Here is a 23,011-nt window from a genome sequence, read left to right on the forward strand (position 1 = left end):
CGATCAGCATAGGCCCGATCGAATGTGCGGAAATTGAATTTAAGGCTTTGTTTTCTAGCGGTATGCCCGTGCGCTTGCAAGGTAAAGCGCCGCTTCACCCCACCCTGACAAAGAGGAGCACCCCAAAACGGAAACGGCGCGGTCGACGATTTTTTCAAATGAAATTCGATGACCGCCACCTCCTGGGCTCGAAGCGAAAGCATGGCAGTTCTTTCGGCGTCGAAACGCAGCAGCGACCCGTTTGTTCCACCTGCCGGCTCATGATCGGATCCAGACGCGCTCCATCAGGTCACCTGTCCCATGATCCAGTCTCGAAAGGCAAGACTTGCTTCGTTTTCCATCTTTCCTTCGGGAACAACAAGGTAATAACTGTTCTCGGTCTTCATCGGTCGGTCAAAGACGACAACGAGACGTCCGGTCGCCAGTTCGTGCTCGACCAAATAGTGCGGCAGAAGCGCAAAGCCGAGGCCGGCAATGGCGGCTTCGATCACCATGGCGAATTGGTCGAAGCGACTGCCGCGATAGGCACTGCGCGCCGTCGTTCCGGTTGCCTCGAACCATTCCGCCCACATTTTCGGTCGTGTCGCGAGATGCAGCAGGGGCGCGCCGTCGAGATCAATCGGTTCGCCGGCCGGATTCTGCGCAAGAAGCGCGGCGCTTGCCACGGGCACGATGACTTCGCTGCAGAGATAGTGGCAGATCGCATGCGCCCAGACGGGTTGTCCGTAATGGATGGCTAGGTCGAAGTTCTCCTCGCCGAAATCGAATGGCTGGGATCGTGCCGCGATGTTCAGGATCGTATCGGGATGAAGGCGCAGAAAGTCGGAAAGGCGGGGCGTGAGCCACCGGCTTCCGAATGTCGGCAGCGTCGCGATCGACAGGGCATTGTCGGATCGTGCCGCGCCCATGGCGCGCACCATCAGCTCTTCCGACTGGCGCAGCAGCCGCCGAACTTCGGGCAGAAACGTCTGCCCTGCATCCGAAAGGACGACGCGCTGGCGAATCCGTTCGAAGAGGAGGACCCCGAGCTGGCCTTCAAGATCCTTGATCTGACGGCTGACGGCGCTCTGGGTGAGGTTGAGTTCTGCGGCGGCCTGCGTAAAGCTGCCATGGCGCGCGGCGCATTCGAACGCCTGCAGCGTGGCGATGTCGGGCACCAGTCGTCGGCTCAACTTCATTCCGCCCCCGCATGATCATAGTCAAAACCGTCGCAATCAAAGCACATTTCGGGGTAGTATCATACGAAACCAGAATGATCAGCGCGACGCATTCTATCGTGACGCCATATCGTGAGGCAAGCTGCCATGACCGAGAAGACCTTCGTTCCCAACGACGACATTCGCTCTGCCTTTTCGGCCGCCATGTCGGCCATGTATCGGACGGAAGTGCCTGCCTATGGAACGCTGATGGACCTCGTCGCCGAGGTGAACGGTGAGGTCCTCTCCCGCGACCCGGATTTTGCCGAGCGGCTTGCCGAGATCGATGCGCTGGACCGGATTTCCGAGGAGCGCCATGGCGCCATTCGGCTGGGGACGCCTTCGGAATTGTCGATGATGCGCCGCGTTTTTGCCGTCATGGGCATGTTCCCGGTCGGCTATTACGACCTCAGTACAGCCGGCGTTCCCGTTCATTCCACGGCATTTCGTCCGGTCGGGGCCGGAGCCCTCAGCCGCAATCCATTTCGCGTCTTCACATCGCTGCTCCGGCTCGACCTGATCGACGACGCCGATCTGCGCGCCGAAGCCGAGCGTGTGCTGGCAAGCCGCCAGATCTTCACGCCGCGTGCCATCGCGCTTACGGAAAAGGCGGAGGCCGAGGGTGGGCTCGACGTCAAAGACGCTGCCGCCTTTGTCGAAGCGGTCATCGAGACGTTCCGCTGGCACGACAAGGCGATCGTTCATGCCGAGCTCTACAAGCGCTTGCATGACGCGCACCGTCTGATTGCTGACGTTGTCTCGTTCAAGGGGCCGCACATCAACCATCTGACGCCGCGGACGCTTGATATCGATGCGGTGCAGGCCCGCATGCCGCAAAAAGGAATCGCGCCCAAAGCCGTCATCGAAGGTCCGCCGACGCGCGCCTGCCCGATCCTTCTCCGGCAGACATCCTTTAAGGCCCTGGACGAGCCGGTCTCTTTCCAGGACGAGACCGGTGCCTGGGTTGCCGGCTCGCATACCGCCCGTTTTGGCGAGATCGAGCAGCGTGGCATCGCGCTGACGCCGAAGGGACGAGCCCTGTACGACACTCTGCTTGAGCGATCGCGCAAACATGTGCGTCCGGCCGCGGACGGTTCGAATGCTGCCGCCTACGAGCAGGCGCTGGCGGATGCCTTCAAGGATTTTCCCGATACGTGGGACGGTATCCAAAAGGCAGGTCTCGGATATTTCACGTACAGCCTGACCGATGCAGGCCGGGGTGCGGATCTCTCCGGCGATCTCGACGCGCTTCTTGCGCGTGGGCTCGTCCGGTTCGACCCTATCGTCTACGAAGACTTCCTGCCGGTGAGTGCGGCCGGAATCTTCCAGTCCAACCTTGGCGATGCCGCCGCGCAGGATTTCTCCGCAAGCCCCAGCCAGCAGCAGTTCGAGGCGGATCTCGGCCAGGTCGTGCTGAACGAATTCGATCATTATGCCGAGATTGAAGCGGCGTCCATCGCAGCCTGCCTGTCTGGTGCCAAGCACAGCACCCTCTTGCGTCCCGAGGCTGCCGAGTGACCGTTCGCGCTGTCATCGCCGATGAGCACGCCCATGCGCTGACGGCGCTGGTGGGCGAGCGCGGCTTCGTGTCGGACGCCGGAGACATGGCGGCCTACGAAACCGGTGCGCGCTACGACGCGGGCCGCGCGCTGGCCGTCGTTCGGCCGCGAACGACGGAAGAGGTTTCCGCCGTGCTTTCCTATTGCGTGCGACATGGCCTTCCGGTCGTGCCGCAGTCGGGCAATACGGGGCTTGTCTCCGGTTCGACGCCGGATGGGGCGGGCGGGCAGGTGGTGCTCAGCCTCGACCGGATGACCGGGCACTTTGTGCTCGATCCGGACAATCGCTCCCTTGACGTCGATGCCGGCCTGCTGCTCTCGGAGGTCAACCGCCGGCTGGAGACGGCCGGTCTGTTCTTTCCGATCGACCTTGGCGCCGACCCGCGTCTTGGCGGCATGATCGCCACGAATACGGGTGGCAGCCGTTTCCTGAAATATGGGGACGTCCGGCGCAATGTGCTAGGATTGACCGTCGTTCTGGCCGATGCCGAAGGGACCATTCTCGAATTCGGGCAGGCGCTGCGCAAGAACAATACCGGCGTGGACTGGAAGCAGCTCTTCATCGGTACGTCCGGTGTGTTCGGCGTCGTGACCCGCTGCGTGCTCAATCTTGAACGCCTGCCGTTGCAGACCGCGACGGCCTATCTGGTCCCGGCAGGACCCGAGGCGGTGATGCCGCTCCTGCGAATGATGGAGGAGAGGCTCGGCACCACCTTGTCCGCCTTCGAAGGCATGTCGCGAAACGCCATTTCAGCAGCGCTCGATCATGTGCCGTCGCTGCGCAATCCGTTCCAGAACGGCGAGATTCCCGATTACGTGATCCTCGCCGAAGTCAGCCGGACCTGGCCCATGCGCGAAAGCGAGGAGCCGCTGGGCGAGATGCTCGAATCGGTGCTTGCCGAGATCTTCGAAACGGACGCGGCGCCGCTTGCCGACGCTTTCATCGGCCCGGCCCAGGAAATGTGGTCCCTGCGGCATGCTCTGTCGGAAGGCGTCAAGCAGTCCGGCCGTCTGATCGCCTTTGATGTCGCCTTTCGTCGCGGCGATATCATGACGTTCTGCGAGCGGATGAAGCATGACATGCCCGCCCGTTTTCCGCAGGCGCGGATCTGCGACTTCGGACATATCGGCGATGGCGGCGTCCACCTCAACATTGTCTTCCCGCGGGATGCCGAAGGGCTTTCCGACGGTTCGCTCGAAACGGCCCTCCGTGACTGGGTCTATTCCGTAACGGTCGAGGATTTCGCCGGCAGCTTCAGCGCCGAACACGCCATCGGTCGCAAGAACCAGCATTATTACGATCTCTATACGCCGCAGAAGATTAAGGACATGGCCTGCGGCCTTCTTCCCCTTACGTCGCCCGGCGGACTCGGAACCGTCCGCTTCGGCTAAACATCCTTCAGGAGTCAACACCATGAACATCGCCCATAAGCCGCTCGATGTGGTCGCAGAAACCGCTCGCCTGCTCGGACTTCTCGGCGTCGATACCGCCCTTCACACGGGAGGCAACATGGCATCCTTCTCGCCGGTGACAGGCCAGGAGATTGCGCGCCTGAAGACCATCTCTGCGGACGACGCCATGACGCGTATCGACGCAGCGCACGACGCATTCAAGGCGTGGCGCCTGATCCCCGCGCCGCGCCGCGGCGAGCTCGTGCGCCTGCTCGGCGAGGAGCTCCGTGCGCACAAGGCCGACCTTGGCCGTCTCGTCTCGCTCGAAGCCGGCAAGATCCCGTCGGAGGGTCTCGGCGAAGTACAGGAGATGATCGACATCTGCGATTTCGCGGTCGGCCTTTCGCGCCAGCTCTACGGCTTGACGATCGCCACCGAGCGCCCCGGCCACCGGATGATGGAAACCTGGCATCCGCTCGGCGTCATCGGCGTGATCTCCGCCTTCAACTTTCCGGTCGCCGTGTGGGCCTGGAATGCGGCGCTCGCCTTCGTCTGCGGCAATGCCGTTGTCTGGAAGCCCTCGGAAAAGACGCCGCTGACGGCGCTTGCCTGCCAGGCCGTCCTCGAAAGGGCCATCAAGCGGTTTGGCGACGACGCACCGTCCGGCCTGTCGTCCGTGCTGATCGGCGACCGCGAGATCGGTGAAGTCCTGGTCGATCATCCCAAGGTTCCGCTGGTTTCCGCGACCGGTTCTACCCGCATGGGCCGCGATGTCGGCCCGCGGCTGGCCAAGCGCTTCGCTCGCGGCATTCTTGAACTCGGCGGCAACAATGGCGGCATCGTCTGCCCCTCCGCGGATCTCGACATGGCCCTGCGTGCCATCGCTTTCGGCGCCATGGGCACGGCCGGCCAGCGCTGCACGACATTGCGGCGCCTGTTCGTCCATGAAAGCGTCTATGACGCGTTGCTGCCGCGGCTGAAAAAGGCCTATGGCAGCGTGTCCGTCGGCAATCCGCTCGAGAGCACCGCTCTCGTCGGTCCGCTGGTTGACCGCCCCGCCTATGAGGGCATGCAAAAGGCGCTGGAAGACGCCAGAGCACATGGCGGAAGCGTAACGGGCGGCGAGCGTGTGGATCTCGGCCATGCCGACGCCTATTACGTCAAGCCGGCTCTGGTCGAAATGCCCGAACAGACAGGACCGGTGCTCGAGGAAACCTTCGCGCCAATCCTCTACGTCATGAAGTACAGCGACTTCGACGCCGCGATTGCGGCCCACAATGCCGTCGCTGCGGGCCTGTCCTCATCGATCTTCACCCGGGACCTGCAGGAGTCCGAGCGGTTCCTGTCAGCCGACGGTTCGGATTGCGGTATTGCGAACGTCAATATCGGCACGTCGGGTGCAGAGATCGGCGGCGCGTTCGGCGGCGAAAAGGAAACTGGCGGCGGGCGGGAGTCCGGTTCGGATGCCTGGAAAGCCTATATGCGTCGTGCGACCAACACGGTGAACTACTCGAAAGCGCTGCCGCTCGCCCAAGGCGTGTCGTTCGACATCGAGTAAAACCCGGGTACCCGATCGAGCCTCGCATTCCGGAGCATGAGGCAGACCGAGAGCGTATCGCCGTTCTCGGTTTGCTCTCAGCTGCCCTCGGCTTTTGCCAAGGACAGCACGAATGCCGCAAACCGCTCGCCAGCCTCGTCGAGCGGACCGCTGTTATCGATCGTGGTCAGATGCGGATCTCCCTCGATATCCGGCACCTGGCGGGCAAGTCGCTGGCGGATTTCGGCCTCGCTTTCCCGCGCGCGGGCGATCAGGCGTGCGGCGATGACCTCAGGCGACGCCACGATATTGACGACTGCCACACGCGGAAACGCATCTCGAAACGTCTCGAGCACCGCGCGACTGCCGTTGGCAACGAGTGTCCGTCCCGTTTGAAGCTTGGCATGACAGGCTGAGGGAATGCCATAGCGAAGGCCATGGGCCTCCCAGTGGACGGCAAAACCACCCTGTTCGACGCAGGCCTGAAACTCCTCCGGTGATACCGCCTCGTGATCTTCGCCGCCGGCATCTTGTGCGCGCGTGATCACACGACGGACCAGTTCGATATCGGCCGATCTCGCCTTTAGCCGGCTCATGGCGTAATCGATGACGCTGTCCTTGCCGGCGCCGCTTGGGCCGACGACGACGATCATGGCGCCAGCGCCGCCTGTCGGATGATCCGGCGTCATGCGACACGTCGACCGTTGCGCCAAACCGAACGGACGATCGGTACGCCATGGGGGCGTTCGACGCGGACGAGGTCCGCACGGCGGCCGATCGCGATACGCCCCCGATCTTTAAGGCCGACCGTGCGGGCCGGATTGTCGCTGACGAGCGCAATGGCCTTTTCCAGCCCGAAGCCCTCGATCGCATCGGCGAGCAGGAACGGAGCGTGAATGAGGCTGAAGGGCACATAGTCCGACGAGAGGACATCAAGAACGCCCCGCTCCGCCAGGTCGCGCGCAGCGATATTACCGGAATGCGAGCCGCCGCGAACGACGTTCGGCGCGCCCATGAGAACGCTCAGCCCGGCCTCATGCGACAGGTCGGCCGCCTCCAGGCTGGTCGGGAACTCCGCCAGCTTGACGCCAAGGTCGATCGATTCGCCGACATGGGCGGCGGTCGCGTCGTCGTGGCTGGCGATCGGAATGCCCCGAGCTGCGCAGAGCTCTGCCAAGGCGATACGATGGCGGGCAGAATTGCGCTCCGACAGCGCCAGCTGCTTCTCGACGTAGATCGCGAAGGCTTCGTCCGAGAGGCCACGTTTGGTCTTGTAGTAGAAGATGTACTGATCCATCGTCTGGAACTGCCGCTGACCCGGCGCATGGTCCATCAACGAAACGAGGCCGACCTTCGGATCGTCACGGAATGCATCGAACTGGTCGAGCACGTTGTCGGTCGAAACCTCGCAGCGCAAATGGATGCGGTGGTCGGCGCGCAACCGGTTGTCTCGCTCAGCCTCGGCCAAGGCATCGGCCATGGCCCGCATTTCGCCGGTCGCAAAGCCATCGTCCCCCTCGGCCGATCCCATCCGCAAACAATCGAAAACGGTGGTGATACCGGAGGTGACGATCTGTGCATCATGTGCCTGGATCGCCGCCATCTTCATCCAGCGCAGGCCCGGGCGCGGGGAATAGTGTGTTTCCAGGTGGTCGGTATGCAGTTCGACGAGACCGGGAATCAGGTAATCCCCTTCGAAGTCCTCGCCCGTCTGAACCGCACCGTCGGAGATGTCGGCGATCTGCCCGTCCCTCACGACGACGGACCCCTTCACGATCTGGTCCGGCAGGACGATACTGGCATTTGTGAAGACCTGCTCGACGGCCATCATTTCTCTCCTTCGGTCGCGGCATCGCCCAGCGGCATCAGCGAATGGACGGTAAAGGGGCTGCCGCGCTTCGGCTCGACGAAAAGCGCAAGCGCGCTGACCGGTAGCGGCTTTCCGAGAAAGCCGGCAAAGGCCTCTTCCAGCGCGACGCGCATGGCGGGGCGCCGATCCTCAGGAACCTTGCCGGTCAGGGTCATGTGAAAGCGGAATTCTTCGAAGACATAGGGATAGCCCCAGGTTTCCAGGTTTTGTCGCTCGGCCGGCGGCAGCGAAGCCGGCTTGCGGCGCTCCATGTCCTCGGGAGACAAGGCAGCTCGGAAGGGCTCGAACCGCCGCACGGTCTCGGCGGCGAAGCTCGAAAGTGCGTCCGAAGCGGCACCGGGGACGAGTGCAAAGAAGGGACCGAGTTCGCCCAAGCTCAGAGACGGTATTTCGAAGGGTTCGCTCTCGGCGCAGAATTCGTCCAGGGCGGCCAGCAGTTCGGCCTCCGTACGGCCGGGGGCCAGCTCGAAAGGTGCCTTCAGCGTGGCATGAAAGCCGTAGCGCCGCGGTTCCGCGGTCAGCGCGCCGAGCTCTTCCGTGGTGAAACCAGAAACGTCCGGCGTTGGTACGCGACCGTCGAGAAAGGCATCGCGCGAAAGCCATGCTGCTGCGGCCAGGGTCAGAGCGTCGTCTTTTGGGGGCGTGTAATAAAGGGCGTAGCGCATTGCATCCTCGTTATGTCGCCAACGGTCTCTGCGGATCCCGGTAAAGCCGTGGCCGTCTTTCTGTTCCACATCATCCGACCATGGTGGAAAGTGAGTCGGAGCGGATATGGACCCCGTGCCGTCATTGCGGCACGCGTGTCATCCTGGTGTGACGACGTCATGACATCCAACAATGTTCCCGCGTTTCCGCTGTGCACCATCTCCGCCAGCATATGTTCGGAGAAGCGCGGCCCGACCGTCCCTCCATGCTGTAACGGCCTGCCGATCGGAGAGGCCAAGCACGCCTGACAGGCATGACACCGATCGGTACGCTTGCCCGGTCGAGGAAGCGGCAAACGTGGCTGTCATTCGGTTTTGAGATCACCCAGACCGTCGATCGCGGCCAAAACGACCGCTTCGAGCGGGCGGTCGATATCGACGGTGACCACAAGGTCTTCGCCCGTCGGTGGTTCGAGCGTCGCCAACTGGCTTTCCAAGAGCGTCGTCGGCATGAAATGCCCCGTGCGGTGGCCCATGCGGGACTCCAAAACGGCTCTGGTGCCTGTGAGATACACGAAAGCAAGCCGTCCACCAGCGGCTTGGCGCAGGTGATCGCGATATGTCCTCTTCAAAGCGGAGCAGGACACCACAACCGCATGGCCGCCATCCGAGCCCTCGTGCAGGGCCTTGCCCACCGCATCGAGCCATGGCCAGCGATCTTCGTCGGTCAGTGGCGTACCAGCGGACATTTTGGCAATGTTTTCCGCCGGATGCAGCGCGTCTCCCTCGATGAAATCCGTCGCGAAAGCCTCGGCAATGGCCGCGCCGACGGAGCTCTTTCCGCAACCACTCACGCCCATGACCACCACAGGCACGGACAGATGAGACGCCGTCACGTCATCGAGAGAGGGATGGGGGGCCGAGGCCCCCCGGGTTTCGGATCTGCTGTCTTCTTGCACTGTTCAGGCCATCTTTGCGTAGGTTGCGGCCATTTCGGCCAGTCGCTTGATGCGGATCGACGGTGCCTTGCCGGCAGTGCGGAAGGCTTCGAAACGCTCCAAGCAAACATCGGTCATCAGAGCCGTTGCTGGTTTCAGGTATCCGCGCGGATCGAAATTCTCGGGCTTCTCCTGGAAGGATTTTCGAATCGTGCCCGTCATTGCAAGACGCAGGTCCGTGTCGATGTTGACCTTGCGGACACCGAAGGGAATGCCGCGCTGAATTTCCGACAACGGCACGCCCCACGTCTGCGTCATCTCTCCGCCATAGGCGGTGAAAAGGTCCTGCAGATCCTGCGGTACTGTGGAGGAGCCGTGCATCACGAGGTGTGTGTTCGGAAGGGCCCTGTGGATCTTTTCGATCGTCTCGATCGACAGGATGTCGCCATCCGGCGCGCGTGTGAACTTGTAGGCTCCATGGCTGGTGCCGATCGCAACCGCGAGTGCATCGACCCCCGTCTTGGCCACGAAATCAAGGGCCTGGTCCGGGTCCGTCAGCAGCTCTTCGCGCGTCAGCTTGCCCTCGAAGCCGTGTCCATCCTCTTTTTCGCCCGCGCCCGATTCCAGGTTGCCGAGGCAGCCGAGCTCGCCTTCGACGGATACGCCGGCGGCATGGGCAATCCTCACGACGTCCGCGGTCACCCCGACGTTGTATTCATAGCTGGCCACAGTCTTGCCGTCTGCGAGCAGCGAGCCGTCCATCATGACGGAGGTAAAGCCGTTGGTGATGGCCGAGATGCACGTCGACGGCTGGTCGCCGTGATCGAGATGGAGGCAGATCGGAATATGCGGATATTCCTCGGCGGCGCCGAGGATCAGGTGCCGCAGAAAGCCATCACCGGCATAGGCGCGGGCGCCGCGGCTTGCCTGAAGGATAACGGGGCTGTCCGTCTTGTCGGCCGCGCGCATGACGGCCTGCACATATTCCAGATTGTTGACGTTGAAGGCCGGCACCGCATAGTCGTTTTCGGCCGCATGATCCAGCAATTGCCGAAGGCTGATCAGTCCCATTCCGCTCTCCCTAGTGTACCGGCCGCTCTCTCCGCCGCCGTGATTTCTCCAGGTGGCGCCCGTCGCGGCGCCAACCTGTACGGTCGCTGCCGCACACCCCTGTTGATCGATCAGCATAAGGATCAAGACCGCTTTGGCAACGCTGAACGATCAATCCGGCCGCTGTTCGTCGCGAGGATGGCCTTTCTTGATCGTCTGCTCCCGGAAGAGGATGAAGAGACCCGAGGCAACGATCAGTGCAGCGCCGATGATGACGGAAGGGCGCGGGACATCGCCGAAGAAGATCCAGCCGAAGACGACGGCCCAGAAAAGAAGTGTGTATTGGAGCGGCACGACGGTCGCGGCGTCCGCGAGCTTCAGGGACCGGCTGACAAGCACGTGCGCGCTCATGGCGACCACGCCGAGAAGGGCGGGGAGCAGAATGGTTTCGGGATCGAGCGGTATCCAGCTGCCGGGAACAACAGCAATGCCGACTAGAGAAAAGACCAAGGAGCCGACGAACTGCCAGACGACGAGGGTCATATCCGGAGTGGTGCGCAAGGTGCGGCCGAGGATGATGGCAATGGCAAAGCACGCGCTGCCGAAGAATGCGACGAGAGCCGGGAGAGACAGGCTTTCGCGCGAGGGATCAAGCGCAACGAGCACGCCGGCAAAGCCGATCAAGATCGCCGTCCAACGTCGCCAGCCGACCTTTTCCCCAAGGAGAAACGGTGACAGCGCTGCGACATAGATGGGGACGGCGAGCCAGTAGATCATGGCGTCGGCAAGCGGCATGAACCTGACGGCAAAGTAGAATGCCGTCGCATCGATAGCAAAGAGCAGCGATCGCAGGGCCTGAAGTCCGGGACGCTCGACGCGGATCACGTTCGACAATCCGCGGCTGAGAACAAGGGGCAGCAGCACGAGGAGCGCGGCGACACTGCGGATCGCCATCAACTGCAAGACCGGATAGGTCTCGACAAGCCATTTCCCCATCGTGTCGTTCAGCGAGAACAGAAGCATGCCGAGAAGCATAAAGACAATCCCGAGGCCGACTGGTCTGGCGACAGGCGGGTCTAGAGGCACGGTGGACGACATGGCGGCTTGCTCGGCGTGATCGAGGGAGAAGGGACGGGATGCGCGTCACGGCAGGGGTAAGGCGCGGAGTGTTCGCGCGTGATCAGACGCTGTTTGCGGTCCTCTCTATTGCCATAAAGTGTTGGCGCGAACCAATGCGGCTTTGCCATGGTTTCATGACAAAAGGAAATGAGTTTACCCGTCGCGCGTGTCCTGACTTGACGTCGAGGACGAGATGGCTAGATAGTTCAGCAATTCCGCGCATACGATATCGACACTCGTGCGGAATGAACTTGGTGCCGGGCCCCTCTGGCGAGAGTTTTAACGGCGCTCTCGCGATGTCGGTACCGCCAGCATACTCAGCCGGCGGATGTAGAAATTCCCATGACAAAGAACGTCTTTACGACGATGCGTGCCCGTGCGGGTACGGCATCGCCTCTTGCCCATGCCCATGCCGCTCGCGGACCTCTTACGGTCTGCTTTAAAGCGGACAGTGCTTCGACAGGGAGGGTTGGTTCATGAACGCCTCCTCCCAGACCTCAACCCTCAGCTATTTCACCTGGGCTTTCATCGTGACCGGCATCGGTCTCGCGCTGGGTGCCTGGCTCGGCTGGAACGAGACCGGCACGATCGGCGGCATGGCCACCGTCTTCTTCATTTGCACGGTCCTTGCTGTGCTGGAAATCTCGCTGTCCTTCGACAATGCCATCGTCAATGCCAACAAGCTCAAGGACATGACGCCGGTCTGGCAACAACGGTTCCTGACCTGGGGCATCCTGATTGCCGTCTTCGGCATGCGGATCGTCTTTCCGCTCCTGATCGTCGTCATCGCGGCCGGGATTGGCCCGATCGATGCCGTCATCCTCGCTGCCGCCCGACCCGACGAGTATGCCCGCATCATGAACGACGCCCACTTGCCGATCGCGGCCTTCGGCGGCACCTTCCTGATGATGGTCGGCCTCTCCTATTTCTTCGACCATGACAAGAAGATCCACTGGATCTCCTTCATCGAAAAACGTCTGTCAGCAGCGGCCAGCATCAAGGGCGTCGAGATCGCTTTCGTCCTCATCCTGATCCTCGCCTTTTCCGCACTGATTCCCGACGATGCGGCAACACCGGATGTCGAAAGCACCACGTTCGTCTTCTCCGCCATCTACGGTCTCGTCACCTTCCTGGTCGTCGAAGTCATCGGTGGTCTGCTGGATGCCTCGCAAAAGACGATGAGCGAAGCTGCAAAGGGTGGTCTTGGCGCGTTCATCTACCTGGAAGTGCTCGATGCCAGCTTCTCTTTCGATGGCGTTATCGGCGCTTTTGCGCTGACGCAGAACCTGTTCGTCATCGCCATCGGTCTCGGCATCGGCGCCATGTATGTGCGCTCCATGACGATCATGCTGGTGGAAAAGGGAACGCTCGCGGAATATCGCTACCTGGAACACGGTGCGTTCTACGCGATCCTTATTCTTTCGGTGATCATGTATGTCCAAACGCTTGTGCATATCCCCGAAGTGATCACCGGTCTTGGCGGCGCGACGCTCATCGGTATCGCTCTCTGGTCATCCATCCGGTATAATCGCAGACATCAACCCGTGGGCGCCGACGCCGTGGCCCAGCCTTGAACGCCTGGTGGGGTGGCAGCAACCGCTGTCACTCCCGGCTGCCGTGACCTGGTGATTTCCATGGAATGGCAGGTCTCGGCCGGTCACATGGGGGCCAATGTTACCGGATCTCAAAAAAGCAAAGCCCGCCGGTCCGTCATGGACCTGCGGGCTTTTTGCGGCCCGGGATAGAGATCCCAGGCAAAACGTCTGATGCCACGTTCCCTCGACCTCACTGTCGAGAGCAATCAGCCGCGGCGATAGGGTGCCGGAAAGCTGGCCGGGTCGATGCCGAGCGTATTGAGATCACGGGCCTGCGGGCGACGGCCACCTTCGATGGCTGCGGCAGCGGCGGATGCGGCGCCGATAACGGCAAAGGCTCGGCCAAAAATGTTACGCTTCGTGGTCACTGTCTTTATCTCCTGTTCTCATCTTCACTGAACACAAGATGGGCTCTCGACGCCGCATTGACAACGTACAAGTGCTCATTGCAGCCATGCGCGGCAAGCAAGACGGATGTCCTAACAGAGTGTTACTTTGGGCGACGCTTCAGAAGCACGGATAATTACATGCTTTAATTCCGTCATTAAATCGATTATATTCAGGATTGTACGCTCAACAAAAAATGGCCGGATGCCTCACAGAAGCATCCGGCCATCGATCCCAGGACTTTCGATCTGATCAGTCTTCGCTGGCTGCGAGTTGCGACAGCACCTGTCCGCGTCCCCGCGCGCGCAGGATCAAGGGGACGATCAGTGCGAGCGCGGCGATGGTCAGCAGCACCGCGGCGATCGGCGAGGTAAACAGCACGCTCGGATCGCCTTGGCTGATGGCCAAGGCGCGCCGCAGTTGCTGCTCGGCAAGCGGACCGAGAATGAGACCGACGACGACAGGTGCGATGGGATAGCCGAGAATGCGCATGATGTAGCCGAGAAGGCCGAAGGCAAGCAGCATGCCGAGCTCGAAGACCGATGGATTGGCGCCGATGGTGCCGAGCGTCGCGAACAGCAGAATGCCTGCATAGAGCCAGGGTTTGGGGATCGTCAGCAGCTTGACCCAAAGTCCGACCAGCGGAAGATTGAGCACCAGCAGCATGAAATTGGCGATCAGAAGGGACGCGATAAGGCCCCAGACGAGCTGCGGATTGGTTGCAAACAGCAGCGGACCCGGCTGCAGACCGTATTGCTGAAAGCCGGCGAGCATGATCGCCGCGGTTGCCGTCGTCGGCAGGCCGAGCGTGAGAAGGGGCACGAGTGTGCCGGCAGCCGACGCGTTGTTGGCCGCCTCCGGACCGGCGACGCCTTCAATCGCCCCTTCGCCGAATTCCTCGGGATACTTCGTCAGTCGCTTTTCGGTGGCATAGGAAAGGAAGGTGCCGATTTCGGCACCGCCGGCGGGCATCGCACCGATCGGAAAGCCGATGAGCGTGCCGCGTAGCCAAGGCTTCCACGAACGGGCCCAATCCTGCTTGGTCATCCAGACCGAGCCTTTGACCGCCTCGACCTTGTCGGGCCCCGTCGCGCCCTGTGCTGCGATGTAGAGCGTTTCACCGATCGCGAACATGGCGACGGCCAGCGTCGTCACCTCGATGCCGTCCAGCAGGTCAGGAACACCGAAGCTCATACGCGCCTGGCCCGTCAGCTGGTCAATGCCGACGATGGCAAGCGCAAAGCCAATGAAGAGCGAGGTCAGCCCGCGCAGCGTCGAGTCGCCAAATGCCGAGGAGACGGTCACGAACGCGAGGACCATGAGTGCGAAATATTCGCGCGGGCCGAACACGAGCGCCACCTTGACCACGAAGGGCGCGATGAAGGCGAGACCGATGGTGGCGATGAGGCCGGCCACGAACGAGCCGATGGCAGCAGTGGCAAGAGCCGGACCGCCTCGGCCCTTTCGGGCCATCTTGTTGCCTTCCAGCGCGGTGACGATGGACGCACTTTCACCGGGCGTGTTCAGAAGGATCGACGTGGTCGAGCCGCCATACATGCCGCCGTAATAGATGCCTGCGAACATGATCAGCGATCCCGCGGGATCGAGCCGATAGGTCACGGGCAGCAGGAGGGCCACCGTCAGCGCCGGACCGATGCCGGGCAGAACGCCGACAGCGGTGCCCAGCGTCACCCCGACGAGCGCGTAAAGCAGGTTCATCGGCTGCATGGCAATCGCGATGCCCTGGAGCAGGAATTCGAATGTCGACATGACGCTCTCTTAAAAGAAGAGGTGTTCGAGCGGCCCTGCCGGCAGCGACAGCTGCAGGAGACCGGCGAAGATAAGCCAGACGGCGAGACAGAGAAGGATGCCGACGGGAATGGTGATCCACAGCTTGCGACGACCGAAGCCCGCCGCCGTGAACGCGAAGAGGAGGCCCGTGGCAACGGAGAAGCCGACCGTGCGCAGGAAGAGCATCTGGAGGACGAGACCGGCGACAATCCAGGCAACCGGCGGGATCTCCTGGCGCTCACGCGCCGGGAACTCGTTGCGGAATGCCGCAACGGCTGTCCAGATCGCAAGGCCGAGAAGACACCATGCGATGACGAAGGGAACGGTGGCAGGGCCGATCTTGGAATAGTTGGCCATGGCCGAGAGGCGCGAGCTATCCCAGAAAATCAGGCCGGCCAAGGCTCCCAGGAAGACGGCAACGGCAAGCGCCGCCCTGTCGGGGCGGCGCGAGGTTGCGCTTGGTGTGCGCGAGACGTCGCTCATTGAACGAGACCGATTTCTTTAAGGATCGTTTCCGTTGCAGAAACGTCCTTGGCGAGCTGTTCCTTGAAGGCGTCTCCCGAGAGATACGTGTCCTGCCAGCCCTTGGTCTTCAGCGTTTCCTGCCAGGAGGCGGACTTTACCATCTTTTCGATATCGGCGGTGACGGCGGCCTTCTGTTCGGCGGAAAGACCGGGAGCCGCGGCAACCATGCGCCAGTTCTGCACGACCACGTCAAGGCCGCCTTCCTTCAAGGTCGGAGCCTCGACGCCTGCAATCTTTTCGGCGCTGGAGACAGCGAGGAGGCGCAGCGTGCCGGACTTGACCTGCGACTCGAACTCGCCGTAGCCGGAGATACCGGCTGTGACCTGGTTACCGAGGATGGCGGCCAGAGCCTCGCCGCCGCCCGAGAAGGCGATGTAGTTGATCTTGGTCGGATCGACGCCGGCTGCCTTGGCAATGAGACCCACCGCGATATGGTCGGTGCCGCCGGCCGAGCCGCCGGCCCAGGATACCGAACCCGGATCCTTCTTCAACGCGTCTACGAGATCGCCCATGGTCTTCAGCGGCGATTCGGCTGGCACAACGATCGCTTCATATTCTCCGGTCAAACGGGCGATCGGCTCGACCTCGTTCAGCGAAACAGGCGATTTGTTCGTCAGGATCGCGCCGACCATCACATAGCCGCCAACCAGCAGTGCATTGGGGTTGCCAGCCGACTGGCTGGCGAACTGGGCGAGACCGATGGTGCCGCCGGCGCCCGGTACGTTCTGGACCTGAACGTTGCCGGCAATCTTTTCCTGCTGCAGAGCCGTCTGCATGGAGCGCGCCGTCTGGTCCCAGCCGCCGCCCGGATTGGCAGGAGCGATGATGGTGTAGTCGGCCGCGGCGGCCGGAAGCGCCATGGCACCGGCGATCAGGGATGCAATGAGAAACTGTTTCAAGGTGACGTCCTCCGTCAGCGCGTATACGCGCTTTGTTTCGATTGTTGACGCGAGGAGCTTTGACGACAGGCGCGCAGCCAAGATCGATACGATCTTCGCTCGGGCTGTTTTGGTGAGACACTCCTCCGCACCGCTTCGTCACCGCCTCCACGCTGACGAACATCAGTAAGCCACCATAGTAAGCTGACATCAACCTGACATTCATGCATCCAGCGCATGACGCACGATCGATCGCACCCGTTGCAGGGTAGCAAGCAGCGATCCACCCGCGACAGGGAAATCCCTACGGGAGGTTGAGAACATCCTTCCAGCGGGTGATCAGGCGGGCGCGTTTCACCTGGTCGAGGTAGACCATCAGACCGGGGCTGACGGGAACGGGCCGCAACTGCGCGCCGAGAATATCCTGGAGCGTGCTGGCCGTGTTGTTGCCGGCCACATCCGGATTGACAGCGGCGATATGTAGCTCGCGCGCCATGATCGACTGACCCTCGGCGGACATGAAGAAGGCAAGATAGCGGCGTCCAAGCTCGGGTGCCGCGGCGGCTTCCGGCACAAGACCGATCCGGGAAATCACGACCGTGTAGTCGGTCGGCAGGATGATGCCGAGATCGGGATGGTGTTCGGCCCAATCGGCCGCATAGGATCCGACAATGTTGTAGCCGAGCAGGAAGCGGCCGTCGGCCACCCGCTCCAGAATGTCGGAGCTCGTCGCGTAAAGCTTGACCCCGGCCTCACCCATCGCGCGGATCACCGACCAGATGTCGCTGAACTGCTCCTGGTCGCGGGCCATGAACAGGAAGCCGACGCCTGAGCGCGCGATGTCATAGGTGCCGATACGGCCATAGGCCGAACGTCCGGCATCCTGCAGGAAGCGCACAAACTCAGCTCGCGTGGAGGGCGGTTTGCGTCCGACAAAGCTTGGCTTGTGATAGACGAACACGGCCGGCTCGAAGGTCAGGGCATAGGCCGTGTCGCGCCAGTTCGCCCAAGAGGGCCAGGAGCGGGACAGAGGCAGATGGCTTGGCTGAGCGTAGCCGTCATTGGTCAGCTTGACCTGCAGATCCATCGCCGACGAGAACGCAAAATCCGCTGTCTTCTGCCCGGCATCCGTTTCCCGGACGATTCGGTCATAGATCTCGCCGGTCAGCATGTTTTCATGACGAACGGCAATGTCGGGATTGGCAGCCTGGAACCCCCGTATCAGCGGTTGCGCCAGGGGGTCGTCGAGCGACGAGTAGACATCGAGCACGGGTGCATCCGCCCGGCCGGACCGGGCGGGAAAGAAATCAGGCGCAGCAGTCGCCTCGATCGCACCTGCGAGAAGCAAAAGGATGGCTGCGATGAGACTGGACATAGGCGGACTTTGCGCCAGCGATCGCCGCCACACAAGTGCCGGAACAGTCTGACGCGCTGCCACATCGATCATCGGATGCAATATCGATTTGCCTCTGCCCGGACTTATCCTAGGATCGACCAGGGTGAGGAGCTGCCGCGTTGTGAGAATTCTTCTGGTTGAGGACAACAAGGTGTTGTCGGAGGGGCTTGCCGCCATTTTGCGCGGCAGCGGCTATGCCGTCGACGTGGTGCGCGACGGAGCCTCGGCAGATGCGGCCGCGGCGACGGAGCGGTTCGACCTCGTGATCCTCGATCTGACCTTGCCGGAGATGGACGGGCTCGACGTGCTGCGCTCCATGCGGGCGCGGCAGAACCGGTCGGCCGTGTTGATCCTGACGGCGCGCGGGAGCGCGGAGGAGAAGGTGCGAGGCCTCGATCTGGGGGCTGACGACTACATGATCAAGCCGTTTGATATCGGCGAGTTCGAAGCGCGCGTGCGCGTCCTTTTGCGGCGCCAGGCCGGCCTTCGCTCCTCGATGGTCAGCTTCGGCTCCGTTTCGCTCGATCTCACGTCGCGGACATTCTCTTCGGATGGCGTCCCCATCGATATCCCGTTGCGCGAAACGGGGCTTCTGGAAATCCTGTTCATGCGCGCCGGCAAAGTGGTGGCAAAGGATGCCATCATGCAGTCCCTCACGGCGTTTGACGATGATCTCAGCCCCAATGCCATCGAGCAATATGTCAGCCGCCTGCGCAAGCGGCTGTCATCCTACGGTCTGACCGTTCGCACAGCGCGCGGCATCGGATACTATCTCGACAAGGCGGAAGCGCCGGCTGACACCGGACCGGAGACGCGATGAGCGGCGTGCGTGCGGCACATTCGCTTCGCAGACGGCTGCTTGCCTGGCTGCTGGCGGCCACCGCGGTCATCGGCGTCGTCGCGCTCGGGGACACGTATCGGGAAGCCGTGAAGACGGCAAACAGCGTGTCGGACCGCGTCTTGGCGGGGTCGGCTCTTGCGATCGCCGATCGCGTCGTTGTGGGCGAGGACGGCACGCTTGAGGTGGACATGCCCTATGTCGCCCTGGAAATGCTCACTTCGGCAGCACAGGACAGGGTCTTCTATCGCGTCGATGGGCCGCCTGGCCATTTCATTACGGGCTATCGTACCCTGCCCGGCATTGCCGAAATGCAGGGACGACAGGCTGTCTATCTCGATTCCGACTACCGCGGCGAGCCGATCCGGATTGCTGCGCTCGAGCGGTCCGCCTCAACCGGGATCAACTCCCTGCCGTTTGTCGTGACGGTGGCGGAAACCACGGTGGCGCGCCAGCAGCTCGCCCGCGCGCTCCTGTTTCGCTCGGCATTGCGGCTGTTTCTGCTGATCTTTGGTGCAGCGGCCATTGTCTGGATCGCCGTCACGCTCTCGCTTCGTCCGCTTTACCGGCTGGGGGATGCGATCGCAGAGCGCAGTCCCGACGATCTTCGGCCGATCCGGCAGTCCGTGCCGCAGGAAGTGGAGGGGCTGGTCGAGACGGTCAATTCCTTCATGGTGCGGCTGCAATCGGCGCTGGATGCCATGCGGCATTTCTCGGGCAATGCGGGCCATCAGTTGCGCACGCCGCTGGCCGTCGTGCGCACCCAGCTTGCACTTGCGGCCCGCTCCGAAAAGCCGGAGGACATCAAGGGCTTCATCGCGCGTGGTGATGAAGCAGTCGGTCACGCGGAGCGCATCCTCGCGCAATTGCTGCTGCTTGCAAAGATCGACGCGACGGGATCGGGATCCTCGACAGCGCTCTTGCCGATGGACTTGACGGCGTTGGCGCGGGAGGTCACGGCAGAATACGTGCCCCGTGCGGCGGATGCCGGCATTGATCTCGGTTTCGCGGGCGAGGGGGCGTTGTCGATCGCGGCAGAATCGCTGCTCATCGGCGAGCTCCTGCGCAATCTCGTGGAAAACGCACTTGCCTACGCTGGACAGGGCGCCGAGGTAACGGTGCGGGTCGATCACGCGCCGGGCATCGTTCTGCTCGATGTCGAGGACAACGGTCCCGGCATTCCGCCGGAAAGACTGGCGGGCGTGCGCCAGCGCTTTGCCCGGGGCGAGAGCGAGGCTCCGGGTCTCGGCCTGGGATTGCCGATCGTCGAAGAGATTGCTGTTCGTTTCGAAGGCAGCCTCTCGCTCGGTCCAGCGGTTACGGATGAGGGGACGGCCGGTCGCGGCCTCCGGGCGAGGGTGGCGTTTCCCGCGGTCGCCCGCGGCGACTGAAGCCGCGTTTGCAGAGGCGGCCATTCCAGGGCGTGGTGGTCTGATCAGCGGATTTCATTGGTCATGTCAGGGCAATCGCGGCAAGGTCCTGAGCCAACTCCCAAAGCTGCCGATGCTGTCTGACGCGCGCGGGAGACATGCCTTGATCCGGGAGCTTTTCATGCGTGTCACATCCGACCTTACCCGTCACCTCCGGGATCCCCAGATCCTTGCCGGTGCGGAGGTGACAGGGGCGGCGTTCGAGGTGCGAAATCCCTCGTCCGGCGTTCTCCTGGCAACCCTGCCGGATATGGGGGTGCCCGAGACACGGGCAGCGATCGAGCGGGCAGGATCTGTGCAGCCGATGTGGGCTGGACTTCCGGCCAAGGATCGCAGCCAGTTTCTCCGGCGCTGGCATGATCTCGTTCTCGTGCATATCGACGACCTCGCCGCGATCCTGACCGCCGAGATGGGCAAGCCGCTTGCCGAAGCACGATCGGAGGTGCAGCACGCCGCAGCCTATATCGAGTGGTATGCGGAAGAAGCCAAGCGCGTCTATGGCGAGACGTTTCCGGCCCCGTCCACCGACAGGCGGATGTTCGTCATCAAACAGCCGGTCGGCATCGTCGGCACGATCACGCCGTGGAATTTTCCGGCCTCCATGGTTGCGCGGAAGGTTGCGCCAGCGCTGGCCGTCGGCTGCCCGGTGATCCTGAAGCCGGCGGAGCAGACGCCGCTCGTCGCTGTCGCGCTTCACCGGCTTGCGCTTGATGCCGGTTTCCCCGAGGGCGTTTTCCAGCTCATTCTTGCAAGCGAAGGTCAGGCGGTCGGCTATGAACTGTGCACGCATCCGAATGTGCGCAAGATCAGCTTTACCGGTTCGACCGAGGTCGGACGACTGCTGATGCGACAATGCGCAGATCAGATCAAGAAGCTCAGCCTGGAGCTCGGCGGAAGCGCACCCTTCATCGTCTTTGACGATGCAGACATCGATGCAGCGGTAGACGGCGCCCTGCAGGCGAAGTTTCGCAATGCCGGGCAGACCTGCACCTCCGCCAACCGGATCTAGGTCCAGTCGAGCGTCTATGACGTCTTTGCGGAAAAACTCGCAGCGCATGTTGCCGATCTCAAGGTCGGAGATGGTTTTGAGCCTTCCGTCTCGGTCGGCCCGCTGATCGATGAGGCGGCCCTGCGCAAGGTGGCGTATCATGTGGAGGATGCGACACTGCGCGGTGCGCAGGTGCTGTGCGGCGGCGGTCGCGTGGGGGAAACCGGCACCTTCTTTGCGCCGACGGTGCTCACCGATGTCGATCACGGCATGCTGGTGGCCTTCGATGAAACCTTCGGTCCTGTTGCGCCTGTCATCCGGTTCGAGACGGTCGAGGATGTGATCCATCAGGCAAACGACACGATCTATGGTCTCGCCGCCTATTTCTATGCCACCGAGCTGCGCAAGGTCTGGCACGTGGCTGAGGCTCTCGAATACGGCATGATCGGGATCAACACCGGCCGCATGTCGTCCGAGGCGGCACCTTTCGGCGGGTTGAAACAGTCGGGGATCGGCCGCGAAGGGTCGCGTCACGGCATGGAGGACTATCTCGACATGAAATATCTCTGCATGGGCAATATCTGACCGGCATGGATCGCGCAGGCCGATATCTGCCGAGGGGGAACGAACATGGCGTATCTGGATAGAAACCGGGCAGCACGGCTTATGGCGGAAGCGGGTCTTGATGCGCTTCTTTTGCTGACGCCGGAAAGCTTTACCTATGCGACCGGCGCCAGTCCGGGGGTGGGCGCGATGTGGCGACGAGCGGGCGCCGTCGCGGCGCTCGTGCCTGCAGATCCTTCTCTCGCCATCGGAGCCGTGGTCAGCGATCTCCATGCGGAAAGCTTCCGCGCATCGAGCGACGTGACGGATCTTCGCATCCATCCGCTCTGGGTCGAAACCGCGGATCTCCGCCCCTACGATCTGACCCAACCCGTGCCCGAACTCGTGGCTGCGGCTTGGGCCGGCGCCGGCCGAAAGGCGGGCTTCGCGCGGCCCGAGACCTTTGATGCGTCCCACGGCTTTCGGCTTGCCGGTGACCTCCTGGCCTCGCGGACGTTGTCCGCAGCGCGGGTCGGTATCGAGCTCGACAGTCTTTCGGTGTCGGATTTCGCCCTGCTGACGGACGTCTTGCCCGGTTGCCGGCTGATCGATGGCAGCGATGTGCTTCGACGTTTGAAGATGGTGAAGTCCGTGCAGGAGATCGATCACCTGCGGACGGCCGTCAGATTGTCGGAGGTCGGCATCGAAGCTCTGGCGGAAGCGATCGCGCCCGGGCAGACGCGTGACGCGCTGGCGGCCGTGTGGACGTCGGCCGTCCAGACGGCAGCGCGCGCAGAGAATATCCGCCATCTCGCCGGACACTGGGAATACGTTTCCGTTGAGGATAATCCTTGGTCGCGCGGCGGTGTGGTGGAGGCGGGCTCCTTGATCAAGGTCGATGTCGGTTGCCTGGTTCAGGGTTACACATCGGACACGGGCCGGACCTTTGTCTGCGGTGAACCGAACGCCGTGCAGAGCAGGCTTTTCAGCGCGCTGTCGCATGCGTTCGAGGCCGGTCTTGCGCAGATCCGGCCGGGCAACGAGATGCGAAGGGTTCATGAGGCCGCGACGGCGGCGATGACGGAAGCCGGGTTTCCCGGCTATTCACGCGGCCATTTCGGCCATGGTCTCGGCGCCGGGCTCGGCAGCGAGGAATGGCCGTTCTTCTCTGCGACCAGCAGGGTCGTGCTGGAGCCGGGTATGGTCGTTGCCTTCGAGACGCCTTGGTATGTGGATGGCGTCGGTGGGATGATCATCGAGAATCAGCTGCTGATTACCCCGGATGGTCACGAGGCCATGAACCGCCTGCCCACAGGTCTGGTTGCAATCCGATAA

At 62.5% G+C, this 23,011-nt stretch carries 19 protein-coding genes and 1 pseudogene; 8 read left to right on the forward strand and 12 right to left on the reverse strand.

Annotation, left to right across the window (positions count from 1 at the left end; all coding sequences use genetic code 11):
* Positions 1-284: 284 nt before the first annotated feature.
* On the reverse strand, positions 285-1,178 hold the full coding sequence (locus ASG25_RS18330) for a LysR family transcriptional regulator (protein WP_062477449.1): 894 nt from the start codon (positions 1,176-1,178) through the stop codon (positions 285-287).
* A 126-nt stretch (positions 1,179-1,304) separates the two neighbouring features.
* On the opposite strand from ASG25_RS18330, the gene ASG25_RS18335 reads away from it, so the two are divergent.
* Genes ASG25_RS18335 through ASG25_RS18345 form a run of 3 tightly spaced genes read left to right on the forward strand, consistent with a single transcriptional unit; the run spans position 1,305 to position 5,705 of the window.
* Positions 1,305-2,714, forward strand: coding sequence for a VOC family protein (locus ASG25_RS18335; RefSeq protein WP_062477452.1), 1,410 nt, complete (start codon positions 1,305-1,307; stop codon positions 2,712-2,714).
* Positions 2,711-4,147, forward strand: a complete 1,437-nt coding sequence (locus tag ASG25_RS18340; protein ID WP_062477455.1) for an FAD-binding oxidoreductase — start codon at positions 2,711-2,713, stop codon at positions 4,145-4,147. The genes ASG25_RS18335 and ASG25_RS18340 overlap by 4 nt, the downstream gene beginning before the upstream one ends.
* A 22-nt stretch (positions 4,148-4,169) precedes the next feature.
* On the forward strand, positions 4,170-5,705 hold the full coding sequence (locus tag ASG25_RS18345) for an aldehyde dehydrogenase family protein (protein WP_062477461.1): 1,536 nt from the start codon (positions 4,170-4,172) through the stop codon (positions 5,703-5,705).
* Positions 5,706-5,782: 77 nt separating this feature from the next.
* On the opposite strand, the gene phnN is transcribed toward ASG25_RS18345, so the two are convergent.
* The 6 genes from phnN to ASG25_RS18375 form a co-directional block, all read right to left on the reverse strand.
* Positions 5,783-6,373: a phosphonate metabolism protein/1,5-bisphosphokinase (PRPP-forming) PhnN gene (gene phnN / locus ASG25_RS18350; RefSeq protein ID WP_062477465.1), complete on the reverse strand. Its 591-nt coding sequence runs from the start codon at positions 6,371-6,373 to the stop codon at positions 5,783-5,785.
* Positions 6,370-7,512 (reverse strand): alpha-D-ribose 1-methylphosphonate 5-triphosphate diphosphatase, encoded by a 1,143-nt coding sequence (locus ASG25_RS18355; RefSeq protein WP_062477467.1) that lies wholly within the window; start codon positions 7,510-7,512, stop codon positions 6,370-6,372. The genes phnN and ASG25_RS18355 overlap by 4 nt, the downstream gene beginning before the upstream one ends.
* The gene (locus tag ASG25_RS18360; protein ID WP_062477470.1) at positions 7,512-8,219 is read right to left on the reverse strand and encodes a DUF1045 domain-containing protein; all 708 of its coding nucleotides are present in this window, start codon (positions 8,217-8,219) and stop codon (positions 7,512-7,514) included. The genes ASG25_RS18355 and ASG25_RS18360 overlap by 1 nt, the downstream gene beginning before the upstream one ends.
* A 344-nt stretch (positions 8,220-8,563) precedes the next feature.
* Positions 8,564-9,058 carry a gluconokinase gene (locus ASG25_RS18365; RefSeq protein WP_062477473.1) on the reverse strand — a complete coding sequence of 165 codons (495 nt, stop codon included), beginning with the start codon at positions 9,056-9,058 and terminating at the stop codon, positions 8,564-8,566.
* 102 nt (positions 9,059-9,160) lie between these two features.
* Complete coding sequence (fba, locus tag ASG25_RS18370) at positions 9,161-10,207, reverse strand: class II fructose-bisphosphate aldolase (RefSeq protein WP_062477476.1); 1,047 nt, start codon at positions 10,205-10,207, stop codon at positions 9,161-9,163.
* 150 nt (positions 10,208-10,357) lie between these two features.
* Positions 10,358-11,221 (reverse strand): DMT family transporter, encoded by an 864-nt coding sequence (locus tag ASG25_RS18375; protein WP_347360096.1) that lies wholly within the window; start codon positions 11,219-11,221, stop codon positions 10,358-10,360.
* Between the two features lie 560 nt (positions 11,222-11,781).
* Between ASG25_RS18375 and ASG25_RS18380 the strand changes: the two genes are divergently transcribed.
* Entirely contained in the window at positions 11,782-12,879 is a 1,098-nt protein-coding gene (locus ASG25_RS18380; RefSeq protein ID WP_062477482.1) for a DUF475 domain-containing protein, read from the forward strand.
* 227 nt (positions 12,880-13,106) lie between these two features.
* On the opposite strand, the gene ASG25_RS23020 is transcribed toward ASG25_RS18380, so the two are convergent.
* The 5 genes from ASG25_RS23020 to ASG25_RS18400 all read right to left on the reverse strand — a co-directional run bounded on the left by ASG25_RS23020 (position 13,107) and on the right by ASG25_RS18400 (position 17,856).
* Positions 13,107-13,268 carry a hypothetical protein gene (locus ASG25_RS23020; RefSeq protein WP_162241351.1) on the reverse strand — a complete coding sequence of 54 codons (162 nt, stop codon included), beginning with the start codon at positions 13,266-13,268 and terminating at the stop codon, positions 13,107-13,109.
* Positions 13,269-13,539: 271 nt separating this feature from the next.
* A complete protein-coding gene (locus ASG25_RS18385) occupies positions 13,540-15,057 on the reverse strand; it encodes a tripartite tricarboxylate transporter permease (RefSeq protein ID WP_062477485.1) in 1,518 nt (505 codons plus the stop codon).
* A 9-nt stretch (positions 15,058-15,066) separates the two neighbouring features.
* Positions 15,067-15,561: a tripartite tricarboxylate transporter TctB family protein gene (locus ASG25_RS18390; RefSeq protein WP_062477488.1), complete on the reverse strand. Its 495-nt coding sequence runs from the start codon at positions 15,559-15,561 to the stop codon at positions 15,067-15,069.
* Positions 15,558-16,502 carry a tripartite tricarboxylate transporter substrate binding protein gene (locus ASG25_RS18395; protein WP_062478042.1) on the reverse strand — a complete coding sequence of 315 codons (945 nt, stop codon included), beginning with the start codon at positions 16,500-16,502 and terminating at the stop codon, positions 15,558-15,560. The genes ASG25_RS18390 and ASG25_RS18395 overlap by 4 nt, the downstream gene beginning before the upstream one ends.
* Positions 16,503-16,785: 283 nt before the next feature.
* Positions 16,786-17,856 carry an ABC transporter substrate-binding protein gene (locus ASG25_RS18400; protein ID WP_082480349.1) on the reverse strand — a complete coding sequence of 357 codons (1,071 nt, stop codon included), beginning with the start codon at positions 17,854-17,856 and terminating at the stop codon, positions 16,786-16,788.
* A gap of 142 nt (positions 17,857-17,998) precedes the next feature.
* Between ASG25_RS18400 and ASG25_RS18405 the strand changes: the two genes are divergently transcribed.
* From ASG25_RS18405 to ASG25_RS18420, 4 genes and pseudogenes are all read left to right on the forward strand, one after another.
* Positions 17,999-18,697, forward strand: coding sequence for a response regulator transcription factor (locus ASG25_RS18405; RefSeq protein ID WP_062477491.1), 699 nt, complete (start codon positions 17,999-18,001; stop codon positions 18,695-18,697).
* A gap of 5 nt (positions 18,698-18,702) precedes the next feature.
* Positions 18,703-20,106 carry a sensor histidine kinase gene (locus ASG25_RS18410; RefSeq protein ID WP_062478048.1) on the forward strand — a complete coding sequence of 468 codons (1,404 nt, stop codon included), beginning with the start codon at positions 18,703-18,705 and terminating at the stop codon, positions 20,104-20,106.
* Between the two features lie 160 nt (positions 20,107-20,266).
* Positions 20,267-21,718 (forward strand): annotated as a pseudogene (locus tag ASG25_RS18415) (NAD-dependent succinate-semialdehyde dehydrogenase).
* 45 nt (positions 21,719-21,763) lie between these two features.
* Positions 21,764-23,011 (forward strand): Xaa-Pro peptidase family protein, encoded by a 1,248-nt coding sequence (locus tag ASG25_RS18420; RefSeq protein WP_062477494.1) that lies wholly within the window; start codon positions 21,764-21,766, stop codon positions 23,009-23,011.

This window comes from Rhizobium sp. Leaf384 (genome assembly GCF_001424065.1).
Classification (GTDB): Bacteria; Pseudomonadota; Alphaproteobacteria; order Rhizobiales; family Rhizobiaceae; genus Ferranicluibacter.

Excerpts from the sequence above, each read along its gene's own strand:
- ASG25_RS18345 (WP_062477461.1), top strand. The coding sequence starts at position 4,170 with ATGAACATCGCCCATAAGCCGCTCGATGTGGTCGCAGAAACCGCTCGC.
- ASG25_RS18390 (WP_062477488.1), bottom strand. The coding sequence starts at position 15,561 with ATGAGCGACGTCTCGCGCACACCAAGCGCAACCTCGCGCCGCCCCGAC.
- ASG25_RS18420 (WP_062477494.1), top strand. The coding sequence starts at position 21,764 with ATGGCGTATCTGGATAGAAACCGGGCAGCACGGCTTATGGCGGAAGCG.
- ASG25_RS18385 (WP_062477485.1), bottom strand. The coding sequence starts at position 15,057 with ATGTCGACATTCGAATTCCTGCTCCAGGGCATCGCGATTGCCATGCAG.
- ASG25_RS18375 (WP_347360096.1), bottom strand. The coding sequence starts at position 11,221 with ATGCTTCTCGGCATGCTTCTGTTCTCGCTGAACGACACGATGGGGAAA.
- ASG25_RS18400 (WP_082480349.1), bottom strand. The coding sequence starts at position 17,856 with ATGTCCAGTCTCATCGCAGCCATCCTTTTGCTTCTCGCAGGTGCGATC.
- ASG25_RS18365 (WP_062477473.1), bottom strand. The coding sequence starts at position 9,058 with ATGGGCGTGAGTGGTTGCGGAAAGAGCTCCGTCGGCGCGGCCATTGCC.
- ASG25_RS18360 (WP_062477470.1), bottom strand. The coding sequence starts at position 8,219 with ATGCGCTACGCCCTTTATTACACGCCCCCAAAAGACGACGCTCTGACC.
- fba (WP_062477476.1), bottom strand. The coding sequence starts at position 10,207 with ATGGGACTGATCAGCCTTCGGCAATTGCTGGATCATGCGGCCGAAAAC.
- ASG25_RS18355 (WP_062477467.1), bottom strand. The coding sequence starts at position 7,512 with ATGGCCGTCGAGCAGGTCTTCACAAATGCCAGTATCGTCCTGCCGGAC.
- ASG25_RS18330 (WP_062477449.1), bottom strand. The coding sequence starts at position 1,178 with ATGAAGTTGAGCCGACGACTGGTGCCCGACATCGCCACGCTGCAGGCG.
- phnN (WP_062477465.1), bottom strand. The coding sequence starts at position 6,373 with ATGACGCCGGATCATCCGACAGGCGGCGCTGGCGCCATGATCGTCGTC.
- ASG25_RS18335 (WP_062477452.1), top strand. The coding sequence starts at position 1,305 with ATGACCGAGAAGACCTTCGTTCCCAACGACGACATTCGCTCTGCCTTT.
- ASG25_RS18380 (WP_062477482.1), top strand. The coding sequence starts at position 11,782 with ATGAACGCCTCCTCCCAGACCTCAACCCTCAGCTATTTCACCTGGGCT.